We start from the raw sequence: 13,031 nt of genomic DNA, 5'->3' as shown, positions 1-13,031 counted from the left end.
GTCATCAGCCTGGAAGGTACAGCGAACCGCGTCCCACGATGACGGCCTCTCCCGCAATGCGGGTCGCAAGATTATCTTCGCTGCGCTCAGCATCTGCCAGGATGCGGCTTGGGCGACCCATCTCGATGCCCTGCTCGATCTGCCAGCGCCAGCGGCCCCGTCCGCCTTGCTGCGCCAGATGGCCTGCCAGGGCCGCAGCGGCACTGCCGGTCGCCGGGTCTTCGCGCACGCCACCCTCGGTGCAGAACATGCGGGTACGCAGGTCCCGCTCCTTTCCCGCGCCGTTTCCAGTGACGTAGAGATAGATCTGATCATGACCGCTGGGTGATATCCGGTCCGTCCAGGCATGCGGCGAAGGCCGCGCCTTCTCGAGCACCTCCAGTGACGCCAGCTCGATCAGATGATAGGGCAGCCCGCAGGAGGCGAGCACCGGCTCGCTCAACACCTGCTGCATGTCCAGCCCCAGCAGCTCGGCGGCGGCGGTCCGGGTCAGGGGGCTCGGCAGAATGCTGAACGGTGCAGCCGTGGTGAAACTGGCCAGCGTCCGATCGAACTCCACGACCAGGGGGCCGACACCGGCCTCGAGAATCAGAGAGCACTCGCGCTCTGCCATACCCAGCTCCACCAGGAGATGAGCGGTACCTATCACCGGGTGGCCGGCAAAGGGCAGCTCTGCGGTGGGAGTGAAGATACGGATGGGATAACGGTTCCGGCCGGTGGACTGGCCCACGAACACCGTCTCGGAGAGATTCAGCTCGTTGGCGACGGCCTGCATCGTGGCGACATCCAACCCCTCGGCTTGCGCAAACACCGCCAGCGGGTTGCCGGCAAAGGCCCGGTCGGTGAAGACATCGAGCAGGAAATACTCAGTCATACAGCCTCGTCTGCGACCCGATAAAACTCTCCTTGAACCCCTCTCTCACTTCACCGATAAAGGGAAGCAGCTGATCTTCTGTCACATGAGCCACAGTAATGCCCTGCCTCTTCGCCTCGGCGACTATGAACGATACGGTTTGCTCCTTCGGCACGAAGAGCGTCTTCGGCCAGCGTTTCTTGTGCGCCCTGGCCTGCTTCAACAAGCGCCGAGATTCCAGCTTACTTGGCCCATCGGCCGTTGCTGATATCGGCTTTGAACTCAGGAGAAAACAACTGGCTGCATCCATGAACGCGAAGATATCGAAATCTCCATCTTCTTCCGTATGGAGTGGCCGATCATTCAGCCTGAACGCGATCCACGCCTCGTTGACTTGAAATTGATTCGGATGAAGCATTCCGCCTCCTGATTTTCATGGCCCCAGTCTCCTCAGGGCCCAACTGGCCCCAACGTAGCGCGCCTGCTCGTCAATATCCAACATCGGGACAATCGCCGCCGCAGCCCACCAGCAGGCTGGATATGTGTGTCCGTTGTGCTGGTATGGAATTACATCATGCGCGATAGCATTGCGCCCTGTGGTTGAGTGGTCGCCCGCGATTGCATACGGCCTTTGCCGATCGTAATGCTTCTCTAATTCCTTGTTGCATGTAACAAGAGGCATACACTACTCATGTTACATGACACGAGAAGAGGATGGATTCGTCATAGTGGCACCCAACGACGTGAACACACGAGTGAAAAAGCACCGCGCTGCTCTGCGAGCCGCCGGTCTGCGCCCTATCCAGATTTGGGTTCCGGACACCCGGCGACCCGGCTTTGCCGAAGAGGTTCGCCGGCAGTGCGCCATCGTAGCGGCTGCCGATGCAGGGGATCACGACTTGCAGGATTTCATGGGCGCAGCGCTGCTCGATCTTGACCTGGACGATAACGAGAGTGACGCATGAGGCGCGGGGATCTTGTGACCATCACCCTAACAGGTGAGTTTGGCAAGCCACGCCCGGCCCTCGTCATCCAGCTCAGACCAGTTTGCGGTAACAGCCAGCGTTACGGTGCTACTGCTACCCAGCACCTTGGTCGATGCGCCCTTGATCCGTCTGAATGTGGAGCCGACTCCCGAGAATGGCTTGCAACGACCTTCCCAGATCATGGTGGACAAGCCCATGACGGTGAAACGGGAGAGGGTTGGAGGGGCCTTCGGCCACCTCAATGACAGCGCCATGGTCGCCGTCAACCGAGCGCTGGCAGTATTCCTGGGCTTTTCCTGATCTGAGCCTCGCCAGTGGCCCCACCCTCATCACGCTGGGCGATGACTACCAACTGTCGCCTGACAAATTGACTTCCCATCAAAAGCCATCGCGATGGCTGGCTCGGTTCGAGCACCCATGCGGGCTCAAGCCTGCGCCGATTCATACAACCTCGCCTGAAAGCCGATGAAGGCCCGATCCGAGCTTAGCTGACCTGTCAGGTGGTCCGAAGGATGGGGTCCACTTCAGGGCATGGTAATCTGTCACTGGATACAAGAAGTTGCCCCTTCGCCTAACCCAGGAGTACGCCATGACCGCCGCCGAGATGCTCGACCGCCTGGTGAGCTTCCCCACCGTATCGCGGGATTCCAACCTGGAGCTGATCGCCTTCGTCGAGTCGCTGCTCGACGAGCACGATGTGCCCCACTGGCGGGTGGAGAGCGACGACGGCAGCAAGGCCAATCTGCTGGCGCGCATCGGCCCCAACGTGGCCGGCGGCGTGGTGCTTTCCGGCCACACCGATGTGGTCCCGGTGGACGGTCAGCCCTGGTCGACCGACCCCTTTACGCTGACCGACAAGGGCGACGGCCGCCTCTACGCCCGCGGCACCTGCGACATGAAGGGCTTTATCGCCTGTGCGCTCAGCGAGGTACCGCGCTGGGCACGCCTCGAACTGGAGAAGCCGATCTGGCTGGCGCTCTCCTATGACGAGGAGGTGGGCTGCATCGGCGCGCCACGCATGATCGAGAGGCTGATGGCCGAGCACCCGCGGCCCGCGGCGGTGATCGTCGGCGAGCCGACGCTGATGCACCCGGTGGTGGCCCACAAGGGTGCCACCAATCTGCGCACCACGGTGACCGGCCGCGCCAGCCACTCCAGCCAGGTCAACCAGGGCGTGTCGGCGATCCATGTGGCGGCGCGCCTGGTAACCCATATCGAGGACGTGATGGCCGACCTCAAGGCTGAGGGTCGCATCGATGAAGCCTTCAACGTGGTTCACTCGAGCCTGCATGTGGGCCGAATCAGTGGCGGCACCGCGATCAATATCATGGCCCGGGAGTGCACCTTCGAATGGGAGATTCGCCACCTGCCATCGGACCGTTTCGAGGAACTGATCGAGCGGGTCAACGCCTATGCCGTCGAGCTCGAAAGCGAGATGCAGAGGCGCGCCCCGGAGACATCCATCGTGACCGAGGCACTTAACGAGACGGTGCCGGCCCTGGCCGATGATAACAACGCCGAGGTACTGGCCCTGTGCCATGCGCTGCTTGGCGAACGCCCTGCCGGTGCGGTGGCCTACGCCACCGAGGCGGGCCAGTTCCAGCGTCAGGGACTGCCCACGGTGATCTGTGGCCCCGGCAGCATCGCCCAGGCTCACCAGCCCGATGAGTATATCGAGCATGAGCAGCTCGAGGCAGGCGGTCACTTCATGAAGGCACTGGGCGAGCGCCTGCAACGAAAGTAGAATATGGCGGAGAAATGCACCACTTCACTCCCTACTATCAGGAACCATCATGCCCCGCCTGCTGATCGTCAAGACCGGTGATAGCTTCCCCGAGGTAATCGAACACCATGGTGATTTCGAGGCGCTGTTCCAGCAGACCCTGGCCCGCGCCGGCTTCGAGGCCGAGGTGTTCGATGCGCGCCATGAGCCGCTTCCGGAACTGGCCAACATCGATGGTCTCTACATCACCGGCTCCCACGCCATGGTCAGCGACGCCGAACCCTGGAGCGAAGCGCTCAAGCCGTGGCTGCTGGCCGCCCGGGAGCGCAACGTGGCCATGTTCGGCGTCTGCTATGGACATCAATTGATGGCCTCCGCCTTCGGCGGGGTGAGCGACTATCACCCCGCGGGGCGCGAATCGGGTACCCATGAGGTGACGCTGACCGAATCGGGGCACGAGGACCCGCTGCTGGGAACGCTGCCGGCACACTTCCCCGTGCAGCTGACCCATGCCCAGTCGGTTCTCGAGGCGCCCAGCGGTGCGGTGGTGCTGGCCCGTAACGCCCACGACGCCAATCAGGCGCTGCGTTATGGTCCGCGCCAGTGGAGCGTGCAGTTCCACCCGGAGTTCACCCCAGAGGTGATGCGCGCCTACCTCGCCCGCCAGGTCGACAAGCTGCGCGACCAGGGTGAAGATGCCAATGCCTTGATGCGTGGCGTCACCACCACGCCGGAGGCCAACTCGTTGCTGATCAGCTTCGCCAGGACGGTGGCCGAACGCGAAAGCGCCGTAGCGGAAACCAACTGTTCCTGAGAGCTCGCGCCCGACACAGCCCTGAGCCCAACTTAGCCCTGACGCCGAGTCGCGCCTTGCCCAAGGTGACGACAGGCGAAGGTGCGAAGAGCGCCCTTCCTTTCAGCTTCCAGCCGCGAAGCGGCGCTCTTCAAGCTTCAATCTCCCGAGGCCGCCGCCTCAGTGGCGCTCACCTACCGGCGGTGCAAGATCACCGCGCTCGAGGCTCTCTTCCGCGGCCTCGTCTCGCAGGCGCCGGGTGTCCGGAGCCCCCTCGGCAGCCTTGCGGCGCTGACGCAGGAGGTCACGCAGCGAACTGATCAGCATGGCGGCGACGATCATGCCCCCGCCCACGAAGGCCAGCGGCGCCGGCACCTCGCCGACCCACCACCACACCAGCAAGGTACCGACCAGGGTCTCGAGCAGCATTACCAGGCTGACCTCGGCACCGGGCAGGTAGCGTGCCCCGGTCTGGATCAGGAAGTAGGCCAGCGGCAGCAGCATTCCCATCAGCAGCAGGCGCTGCATGTCATCATCGCCCGGTAGCTGGGCACCGCCCATCAACGCCGCAGGCAGCAGCATCGCCAGGCATCCCAGGGGCAGCACCACGGTGGTATCCAGACCGCGCTTTCCGGCACCGGGACGGGAGCTCGCCACGCTGGTGTTGATCGCAATGGAGACCGGCACGATCATCGCCACCGCCAGGCCCAGCAGACTCCCCTGCCCCACCTCACCGGCGGCCATCAGACTGGCGCCGGTAATACAGATCGCGATCACCACCCAGGTCTGGCGGCGCAACCGTTGCCGGAAGAACAGCAGACCGATCAGCCCGGCCACCAGAGGCGCCAGATTGAGCATGACCAGCACATTGCCCGCCGAGGTCAGGCGAGTGGCCACCACGAAGGCCCAGGCGCTGGCGGCAAAGGCGAGTGGGCACCACAGCGCCGCGGGACCGCAGGCCAGGACTGCCTGTCCCAGGCGCTCGCGGTAGCGTGCCGCGGCGATCAGCAGCAGCACCACACCCAGCATCAATCCACGCCAGAACATGAAGGTGGCGACATCTACCGAGGTGTCCTTGACCAGCAGCGCATCCGGCGAGAGCAGCAGCACACCACTCATCGTGATCAGATAGCCGCGCAGGCGAAACGGCAAACGCTTCCACATGATGCATCCTCCCGATGCTCGGAGTTATCGAGTTCACTAACGACGACAGGCCGGAGCTGGGCTCCGACCTGTCGTGAGGTGGAATGCCGCCCGGCGGGCGGCAGCCGAGGTGTTACGCGCGTGACTGGCGACGAATCGGCGCCTGGCCATCATCGTTGCGACGGCGCGGAGCACGCTCGGGAGCACCACGATCCTCGCTGATCTCCAGCGGACGACCGGCGACACGAGCGCGCGCCATCTTGGCCAGAATGCTGGACGGCAGCGAACTGGGCAGCTCGACCACGGAGAAGGCGTTGCGGATGTCGATGCGCCCGATACGCGCGCCTTCGATACCGCCCTCGTTGGCCAGGGCACCGACCAGCTGGCCGGGCTTGACGCCGTCCTTGTGGCCCACGGACACACGGTAGCGGGTCATCCCCTCGCTGGGCGCACGGTCACGCGGCCCACGACCCGGCTTGGCATCACGCGGAGCGCGCTCCTTGCGGGGCGCCTGCAGGCGGCCGATGGGCGCCTCGTCGGCACGCGCCAGGCGGGCGAAGGCACAGGCCAGCTCGACGGGGTCGTAACCCTCACCGATCAGACGCTCGACCAGAGCCTGCTGCTCCTCGGCACCGGCGGTCAGGGCGGCAATCACCTTCTGGTGGAACGCCTCGTCGCGGTGCGCGCGAATGGCCGACTCGTCAGGTACCGCCATCTCACTCATCTTCTGGCCGGTGGCCTGCTCGATCCAGCCTACCTTGCGGCCCTCACGGAAGCCGACGAAGGTGATCGAGGTACCGGTGCGCCCGGCGCGGCCGGTACGGCCGATGCGGTGGGTGTAGGCCTCGGAATCCTGGGGCAGATCGTAGTTGAAGACGTGGGTGATACGCGGCACATCGAGGCCACGGGCGGCGACATCGGTGGCGATCAGCACGTCGACCTTGCCGCGCTTGAGACGCTGGATGGTGCGCTCGCGCAGGCTCTGGTCCAGATCACCCGAGAGGCTGGCCACATTGAGGCCGCGGGCGGAGAGCTGCTCGGTCAGGGTGGTACAGGCGGCACGGGTACGCACGAAAACGATCGCACCGTCGACCGGCTCCACCTCGAGGATGCGAGAGAGCGCCTCCAGCTTGGCACCGCCGTCGACCCGCACCAGGTGCTGCTCGATATTCTCGCCGGTGGTGGTACGCGACTCGATGGCGACCTTGACCGGATCCACCAGATAGCGGTTGACGATACGCTCGATCTCGGCGGGCAGGGTCGCGGAGAAGAACACCCGCTGGGCTTCCTTGGGGGTGTCGGCCACCACACGCTTGACGTCATCGATGAAGCCCATGCGCAGCATCTCGTCGGCCTCGTCCAGCACCAGGGCGCTGAGACCGTCAAGCTTGAGGCTGCCGCGATCCAGGTGATCGATGATCCGCCCCGGGGTACCCACAACGACCTGGGCGCCACGCCGCAGCGCACCCAGCTGCTCGCGATACTCCTGGCCGCCACACAGGGTAGCCACTTCCAGGCCCTGAAGGTTCTGTCCATAGCGGCTGAAGGAGACGGCAACCTGCTGTGCCAGCTCGCGGGTCGGCGCCATGACCAGCACCTGCGGCTCACGGCGAGTCAGCTCGAGGCGCGAGAGCAGCGGCAGAGCGAAGGCCGCGGTCTTGCCGGTACCGGTCTGGGCCTGACCCAGCATGTCGCGCCCTTCCAGCAGAGCCGGAATGGTCTCCATCTGGATCGGCGAGGGGGTCTGGTAGCCCAGGGTCTCGACGGCAGAGAGAACAGCAGGCAGCAGGGCAAGATCACCGAAGTTCGGCGAGGCGACGGAAGAAGAGGTCATTGATCACACCTTGGTAAGCCGGGATCACCGGCGTAAATTCATTGGCGTCCCTGACGCGAGCGAAAAGCGGTCAGGCGCGCTGCGGCCAGTGATGGCAGTCAGCACGGGACATCGGAGTCGGGGACGCCGGTCGCACCTGGCATCGGGTCAGCGCCATCGTCGATGGCAGTGAGCCCCTGTGGCGACCGTTTGCGCCGATCACGCCAGAACGGCGGAATCTCGGTTGGCGCTCCATCTACACAATTCGAACGCTTGCGGCATACAGCGATGGTCGCTGGGCCTGGCGTTGCGGCGCCCATCTTCTGTTCGGTCGATGACCGTCAGCGATGGCGTCGTACATGATGGTGGGGTCAGCACATGCGAGGAGGGCGCATGCTACCATCGTCGACCTAGCCTGGCCAGTCTTTTTGGTCTTTCTCTTTATGTGCTGCTCAACCGAGGAGATATCATGCCCAGTCTATGGGTCGATGCCGATGCCTGCCCCAGGGTGGCCCGCGAGATCATCGTGCGTGCCGCCGAGCGAACCGCCACGCCGACCTGGTTCGTGGCCAACCATGCCATACCCCTACCCCGTTCACCGGTCGTCAAGGCGCTGGCCGTCAGCCACGGCTTCGATGCCGCCGATGACGAGATCGTCGAGCGCCTGGCGGCCAACGATCTGGTGATCACCTCGGACCTGCCGCTGGCCATGGAGGCCATCGAGCGCGGTGCGAAGGTAATGACCACCCGTGGCGAGACACTCGACGCCAATAACATCCGCGCGCGAGTGCAGATGAGGGATTTCATGGAGACCCTACGCGCCAGCGGCGAGCATACCGGCGGCCCCAAGGGGTACTCCGACAGCGACCGTCGAGAGTTTGCCAATGCGCTGGATAGATGGCTGACGAAAAACGCCTAATCCACGAAACATCTGCACTCCTCCCCTACTCTCCCTGATTGCGCTGGAAGCGCTGGATCTCGCGACGCTGCTTCTTGTCCGGGCGCTTGAGGGGATGCTGCATGACCTGATTGGTCAGCCGGCGCGCCTCGGCCTCCTGCTCACGGCGGCGGGCACTCTCCTCGGTCTCGCGATAGAGTTCGCGCGCCTCGGGGGCGCCGCGCCGCTGGTCGGAGAGCGCCATCACCTCCACCTCCCAGATATCCCAGCCCTGGGGCACGCGTACGATGGCGCCGACCTCGACGTTCTTGCTGGTCTTGGCCCGACCTCCGTTGTAGTGCACCTTGCCACCCTCGATGGCCTTCTTGGCCAGGCCGCGGGTCTTGAAGAAACGTGCCGCCCATAGCCACTTGTCGAGCCTGACACTATCCATGGGGAATCCTCCTAGCTGTCGGCCACGAGCCCACCCTCCGTTCAAGGGGTCAGGGGCGGCTCGTTGCCAGGCAGAATGGTCGCGAAGGTGTCCAGGGTAATGAATTCCTCCAGCTCGCGTTCGGGCCGCTGACTGTTGGGCTGCTTGATGCCCAACAGATGACGAATGCCGAACTGCCGGGCGCTCTCCAGTACCCGTGGGTTGTCGTCGATAAACAGGGTGCGGGCCGGCACGAAGGGCTCGACCTCCTGCAGGCGCGTCCAGAACACCTGCTCCTCCTTGGGCGCACCGAAGTCGGCCGAGGAGACGATGGCATCCAGGTAGGGCTCAAGACCGGTAAGCGGCAGCTTGAGTGCCAGACTGGCGCGGTCGGCGTTGGTGGCCAGCACGACCCGGGGGTGAGCCTGCTTGAGCCACCTGAGGAAGTCCAGGGCATCGCTGCGCAGGCCGATCAGGTGTTGAATCTCGCGCTTGAGGGCGATCACATCGACGTCGAGCTCACGGCTCCAGTAGTCGAGGCTGTACCAGTTGAGCGTCCCCTGCTCGCCGATGACCTTTGCGCGCACCCTCTCCTGGGTGGCTTCATCGAGTTGATGCAGCTCCACATAGCGACGCGGCAGATGCTCGAGCCAGAAGTGGCTGTCGAAGTGCAGGTCCAACAGGGTGCCGTCCATGTCCAGCAGAACGGTATCGATGGCGCGCCAGTCAATCATAAGAGGTCCGGGTCGTGGCTTGCGGGAGGTGATATGGTAGCAGGCAAGTTCCTACCCAGAAACGGAGCCACCGATGACTTCGCCCGACTGGCCGCAGAAGCCCGCCATCCTCGACCGCCGCTCGGAGGCCAAGAGCCGCCTCTTCCATGTCGAATCGCTTGATCTGCGCTTCTCCAACGGCGAGGAGCGCACCTTCGAGCGTCTGACCGGCAGCGACAGTGGGGCCGTGATGATCGTGGCCATGCCCGATCCCGAACACGTGCTGCTGATCCGCGAGTATGCCGCCGGCTTCGAGGAGTATGTGCTGACCCTGCCCAAGGGGCTGGTCGACCCGGGTGAGGATATCATCAGTGCCGGCAACCGCGAGCTGATGGAGGAGTGCGGCTTCGGTGCACGACGCATCGAACCGCTGGTGGAGCTGTCACTGGCCCCCAACTACATGCGCCATCGCATGCAGGTGCTGCTGGCCACGGATCTCTATCCCAAGCGCCTGCCCGGTGACGAACCCGAACCGTTGATCGTGGAGACCCACGCCCTCGAGGAGCTGCCCGCCCTGCTGGCCCGGGAGGACTTCCATGAGGCCCGGGCCATCGCGGCACTCTATATCGCCCGGGATCGCCTGCGTAGCGAGGCAGAGGGCGGCGCAATCTGGTAGCCCGCCGATGAGGCGATTCAGCGGCGATGCAGGCGCTGACGAAGCTGGCTGTTGCCCTCCTTGAGCCGCAGCCAGCGCGCCTGCCGATAGCTGTCCAGCCCCACCTCCAGCAGCTCCATGACCTGCAAGGCGCTATCCAGCGAAACGGGCGGTGGCCCGCCATGCAACAGCATCTCCACTACCCCGGCGTAGAAGGCCGGGTAGTCCCCCGGCAGATTGAGGTGCTGCTGCACCTCCGGCACATCCTCTTCGTCGGCCACCAGGCTCAGCTGCCCCGGCTCGGGATCCACGCCCATGCCAGGCATGACCGCCAGTGACGCCTGCAGGTGGGCCTCCTGAGGATCCTGACCAAACTTCACGTAGCTGCCACGGGTACCGTGCACGCGGAAACGCGGGGTAGGGTCGGCCACCAGCGAACTCGCCTGCAGGCTGACCCGTAGTCCGTCGTACTCCAGCAGGCAGTGGAAGTCATCATCCACTTCGGCGCCGTCACGCACCGTGGCCAGCTCCAACAGGATCGCCCGCGGCATGCCGAACAGCTGCACCACCTGATCGAGCAGGTGTGGCCCGAGGTCGTACCAGATCCCTGCGCCCGGTCGATGATTATCACGCCAGCGCTCCGTCACCGTGGGCCGGAAACGATCGAAGCGAGACTCCAGCGATACCACTCGCCCCAGGCTGCCTGCATCAATCAGCTCCTTGAGCGTCAGGAAATCGCTGTCCCAGCGGCGGTTATGAAAGACGCTCAGGCTTCGGTCAGCGTTGTCAGCTTGGGCGCGCAACATTCGCGCCTCGGAGAGCGTCACCGCAAAGGGCTTGTCCACCACCACATGCTTGCCCGCCGCCAGGGCGGCCTTGACCAGGGGGTAATGAGTATCGTTGGGAGTGGCGATGACCACCAGATCGATGTCACGCCGATCGAACAGCGCCGCCGCCTTGGGCAGCACTTCCATCCCTGGCAGGTCGGCATGAACCCTGTCGGCATCCGAGCTGACCACGGCGGCCAGCTGCATGCCCTCGGTGGCATTGATCAAGGGGGCGTGGAACACCTGGCCCGCCAGGCCATACCCGACCAGCCCGACGCCGAGCGTTAAGGTCTTCATCGCAGCTCTCCTCGCTGGAAACGCGACGCCCCGGCCGTGGCCGGGGCGTCGTTGGGTGGTTCAGTCGAGCTTGCTCAGATCGCGTACCGCGCCCTTGTCGGCGGAGGTGGCGAGCAGTGCATAGGCCTTGAGCGCCGCGGAGACCTTGCGGTCGCGCTGGATAACCGGCTTCCAGGCATCATTGCCTTTCGCCTCCATGGCCGCACGGCGACTGGCCAGCTCCTCATCGCTGAGCTTGACGTTGATCGCACGGTTGGGAATATCGATCTGGATGATATCCCCCTGCTCGACCAGGCCAATGGCACCGCCGGCGGCAGCTTCCGGTGAGACATGCCCGATGGAGAGCCCCGAGGTACCCCCGGAGAAACGGCCATCGGTAAGCAGCGCGCACGCCTTGCCGAGTCCCTTGGACTTGAGATAAGAGGTCGGGTAGAGCATCTCCTGCATGCCGGGACCGCCCTTGGGGCCTTCGTAGCGGATGACGACCACATCGCCCTCCTTCACCCGGCCGGCGAGGATATGCTCCACCGCCTGATCCTGGGACTCCACCACATGGGCCGGCCCCTCGAAGACCAGGATCGACTCGTCGACCCCGGCGGTCTTCACCACGCAGCCGTCGACGGCGATATTGCCCTTGAGAACGGCCAGACCACCCTCTCGGGAGAAGGCATGCTCAAGATCGCGGATACAGCCGGTGGCGCGGTCGCCGTCGAGGCTCGGCCAGCGAGCGCTCTGGGAGAAGGCCACCTGGGTGGGCACCCCGCCGGGGCCGGCCTTGAAGAACTCCACCACCTCGGGGCTCGGCGAGCGCATAATGTCCCACTCCTCGAGCGCCTCGGCCAGGCTATCGCCGTAGACGGTGGGCACGCGGGTATCCAGCACTCCGGCACGGTCGAGCTCGCCGAGGATCGCCATGATGCCGCCGGCACGATGGACATCCTCGATATGGTATTTCTGGGTATTGGGCGCCACCTTGCAAAGCTGCGGCACCTCCCGCGACAGACGGTCGATATCCGTCATGTCGAAGTCGATCTCGGCCTCCTGGGCGGCGGCCAGCAGGTGCAGGATGGTGTTGGTGGAGCCACCCATGGCGATATCCAGGGTCATGGCGTTCCTGAACGCCGCCTTGGCGCCGATGGCACGGGGCAGCAGGTGCGCCTCGTCGCCCTCGTAATAGCGCTTGGCCAGCTCGACGATGCGGTGACCGGCGCTCTCGAACAGGCGACGACGGTCGGCATGGGTGGCCACCACGGTCCCGTTGCCCGGCAGCGCCAGCCCCAAGGCCTCCATCAGGCAGTTCATGGAGTTGGCGGTAAACATGCCGGAGCAGGAGCCGCAGGTGGGACAGGCACTGCGCTCCACCTCGGCCAGGGTCTCGTCATCGACGCTGTCGTCGGCAGCCATCACCATGGCGTCGACCAGGTCCAGGCCATGGTCGAGCAGCTTGGTCTTGCCGGCCTCCATGGGCCCGCCGGAGACGAAGATCACCGGCACGTTGAGGCGCATGGCGGCCATCAGCATTCCCGGGGTGATCTTGTCGCAGTTGGAGATGCACACCAGGGCATCGGCACAGTGGGCGTTGACCATGTACTCGACGCTGTCGGCGATCAGGTCGCGGCTCGGCAGCGAGTAGAGCATGCCGTCGTGGCCCATGGCGATGCCGTCGTCCACGGCGATGGTGTTGAACTCCTTGGCCACCCCGCCGGCCTTCTCGATCTCGCGGGCCACCAGCTGTCCCATGTCCTTCAGGTGCACATGCCCCGGCACGAACTGGGTGAAGGAGTTGGCCACGGCGATGATCGGCTTGTGGAAGTCGTCGTCCTTCATGCCGGTGGCACGCCACAGGGCGCGGGCGCCGGCCATGTTGCGGCCGGCGGTGGTGGTGCGGGAACGATACTCGGGCATGGTGTTCTCTTCT

14 protein-coding genes are annotated in these 13,031 nt (G+C 64.7%); 6 read left to right on the top strand and 8 right to left on the bottom strand.

What is annotated here, in order from left to right:
- Window positions 1-4 precede the first annotated feature (4 nt).
- A complete protein-coding gene (locus E0702_RS01940; protein ID WP_132041293.1) occupies window positions 5-874 on the bottom strand; it encodes a PhzF family phenazine biosynthesis protein in 870 nt (289 codons plus the stop codon).
- Entirely contained in the window at window positions 867-1,271 is a 405-nt protein-coding gene (locus tag E0702_RS01935; RefSeq protein ID WP_132041292.1) for a hypothetical protein, read from the bottom strand. Before E0702_RS01935 ends, E0702_RS01940 begins: the two co-directional genes overlap by 8 nt.
- A 310-nt stretch (window positions 1,272-1,581) precedes the next feature.
- Between E0702_RS01935 and E0702_RS01930 the strand changes: the two genes are divergently transcribed.
- From E0702_RS01930 to E0702_RS01915, 4 genes are all read left to right on the top strand, one after another.
- Entirely contained in the window at window positions 1,582-1,818 is a 237-nt protein-coding gene (locus E0702_RS01930) for an antitoxin MazE family protein (protein ID WP_240721644.1), read from the top strand.
- A gap of 33 nt (window positions 1,819-1,851) precedes the next feature.
- Window positions 1,852-2,139 carry a type II toxin-antitoxin system PemK/MazF family toxin gene (locus E0702_RS01925; RefSeq protein WP_306766893.1) on the top strand — a complete coding sequence of 96 codons (288 nt, stop codon included), beginning with the start codon at window positions 1,852-1,854 and terminating at the stop codon, window positions 2,137-2,139.
- Between the two features lie 289 nt (window positions 2,140-2,428).
- Window positions 2,429-3,583, top strand: a complete 1,155-nt coding sequence (argE, locus tag E0702_RS01920) for an acetylornithine deacetylase (RefSeq protein WP_132041528.1) — start codon at window positions 2,429-2,431, stop codon at window positions 3,581-3,583.
- Window positions 3,584-3,632: 49 nt separating this feature from the next.
- Complete coding sequence (locus tag E0702_RS01915; protein WP_132041290.1) at window positions 3,633-4,376, top strand: glutamine amidotransferase; 744 nt, start codon at window positions 3,633-3,635, stop codon at window positions 4,374-4,376.
- A 159-nt stretch (window positions 4,377-4,535) separates the two neighbouring features.
- On the opposite strand, the gene E0702_RS01910 is transcribed toward E0702_RS01915, so the two are convergent.
- Together E0702_RS01910 and E0702_RS01905 are read right to left on the bottom strand one after the other, a co-directional pair.
- Window positions 4,536-5,519: a DMT family transporter gene (locus tag E0702_RS01910; RefSeq protein WP_132041289.1), complete on the bottom strand. Its 984-nt coding sequence runs from the start codon at window positions 5,517-5,519 to the stop codon at window positions 4,536-4,538.
- Between the two features lie 112 nt (window positions 5,520-5,631).
- The gene (locus E0702_RS01905; protein ID WP_132041288.1) at window positions 5,632-7,332 is read right to left on the bottom strand and encodes a DEAD/DEAH box helicase; all 1,701 of its coding nucleotides are present in this window, start codon (window positions 7,330-7,332) and stop codon (window positions 5,632-5,634) included.
- A gap of 448 nt (window positions 7,333-7,780) precedes the next feature.
- Here E0702_RS01905 and E0702_RS01900 point away from each other — a divergent pair, with 448 nt between their 5' ends.
- Window positions 7,781-8,230, top strand: coding sequence for a YaiI/YqxD family protein (locus E0702_RS01900; protein ID WP_132041287.1), 450 nt, complete (start codon window positions 7,781-7,783; stop codon window positions 8,228-8,230).
- Window positions 8,231-8,255: 25 nt separating this feature from the next.
- Here the strand turns inward: E0702_RS01900 and hslR are convergent, their stop codons facing one another.
- Together hslR and yrfG are read right to left on the bottom strand one after the other, a co-directional pair.
- Complete coding sequence (gene hslR, locus E0702_RS01895) at window positions 8,256-8,642, bottom strand: ribosome-associated heat shock protein Hsp15 (protein ID WP_132041286.1); 387 nt, start codon at window positions 8,640-8,642, stop codon at window positions 8,256-8,258.
- Between the two features lie 41 nt (window positions 8,643-8,683).
- On the bottom strand, window positions 8,684-9,355 hold the full coding sequence (yrfG, locus tag E0702_RS01890) for a GMP/IMP nucleotidase (protein ID WP_132041285.1): 672 nt from the start codon (window positions 9,353-9,355) through the stop codon (window positions 8,684-8,686).
- 73 nt (window positions 9,356-9,428) lie between these two features.
- Between yrfG and nudE the strand changes: the two genes are divergently transcribed.
- Entirely contained in the window at window positions 9,429-10,010 is a 582-nt protein-coding gene (gene nudE / locus E0702_RS01885; RefSeq protein ID WP_132041284.1) for an ADP compounds hydrolase NudE, read from the top strand.
- A gap of 17 nt (window positions 10,011-10,027) precedes the next feature.
- Here nudE and E0702_RS01880 read toward each other — a convergent pair whose 3' ends face one another.
- Together E0702_RS01880 and ilvD are read right to left on the bottom strand one after the other, a co-directional pair.
- Window positions 10,028-11,113, bottom strand: a complete 1,086-nt coding sequence (locus E0702_RS01880; protein WP_132041283.1) for an oxidoreductase — start codon at window positions 11,111-11,113, stop codon at window positions 10,028-10,030.
- 60 nt (window positions 11,114-11,173) lie between these two features.
- Entirely contained in the window at window positions 11,174-13,018 is a 1,845-nt protein-coding gene (gene ilvD / locus E0702_RS01875) for a dihydroxy-acid dehydratase (protein WP_132041282.1), read from the bottom strand.
- Window positions 13,019-13,031: the final 13 nt, after the last annotated feature.

Source organism: Halomonas marinisediminis, assembly GCF_004347715.1.
Lineage (GTDB): Bacteria > Pseudomonadota > Gammaproteobacteria > Pseudomonadales > Halomonadaceae > Halomonas > Halomonas icarae.
This window is presented reverse-complemented; position numbering and strand designations above follow the sequence as displayed.

Bases quoted from the DNA above. Each gene is read 5' to 3' on its own strand.
- E0702_RS01905 (WP_132041288.1), bottom strand. From the start codon at position 7,332: ATGACCTCTTCTTCCGTCGCCTCGCCGAACTTCGGTGATCTTGCCCTG.
- argE (WP_132041528.1), top strand. From the start codon at position 2,429: ATGACCGCCGCCGAGATGCTCGACCGCCTGGTGAGCTTCCCCACCGTA.
- E0702_RS01940 (WP_132041293.1), bottom strand. From the start codon at position 874: ATGACTGAGTATTTCCTGCTCGATGTCTTCACCGACCGGGCCTTTGCC.
- E0702_RS01915 (WP_132041290.1), top strand. From the start codon at position 3,633: ATGCCCCGCCTGCTGATCGTCAAGACCGGTGATAGCTTCCCCGAGGTA.
- E0702_RS01880 (WP_132041283.1), bottom strand. From the start codon at position 11,113: ATGAAGACCTTAACGCTCGGCGTCGGGCTGGTCGGGTATGGCCTGGCG.
- nudE (WP_132041284.1), top strand. From the start codon at position 9,429: ATGACTTCGCCCGACTGGCCGCAGAAGCCCGCCATCCTCGACCGCCGC.
- yrfG (WP_132041285.1), bottom strand. From the start codon at position 9,355: ATGATTGACTGGCGCGCCATCGATACCGTTCTGCTGGACATGGACGGC.
- E0702_RS01900 (WP_132041287.1), top strand. From the start codon at position 7,781: ATGCCCAGTCTATGGGTCGATGCCGATGCCTGCCCCAGGGTGGCCCGC.
- hslR (WP_132041286.1), bottom strand. From the start codon at position 8,642: ATGGATAGTGTCAGGCTCGACAAGTGGCTATGGGCGGCACGTTTCTTC.
- E0702_RS01935 (WP_132041292.1), bottom strand. From the start codon at position 1,271: ATGCTTCATCCGAATCAATTTCAAGTCAACGAGGCGTGGATCGCGTTC.
- ilvD (WP_132041282.1), bottom strand. From the start codon at position 13,018: ATGCCCGAGTATCGTTCCCGCACCACCACCGCCGGCCGCAACATGGCC.
- E0702_RS01910 (WP_132041289.1), bottom strand. From the start codon at position 5,519: ATGTGGAAGCGTTTGCCGTTTCGCCTGCGCGGCTATCTGATCACGATG.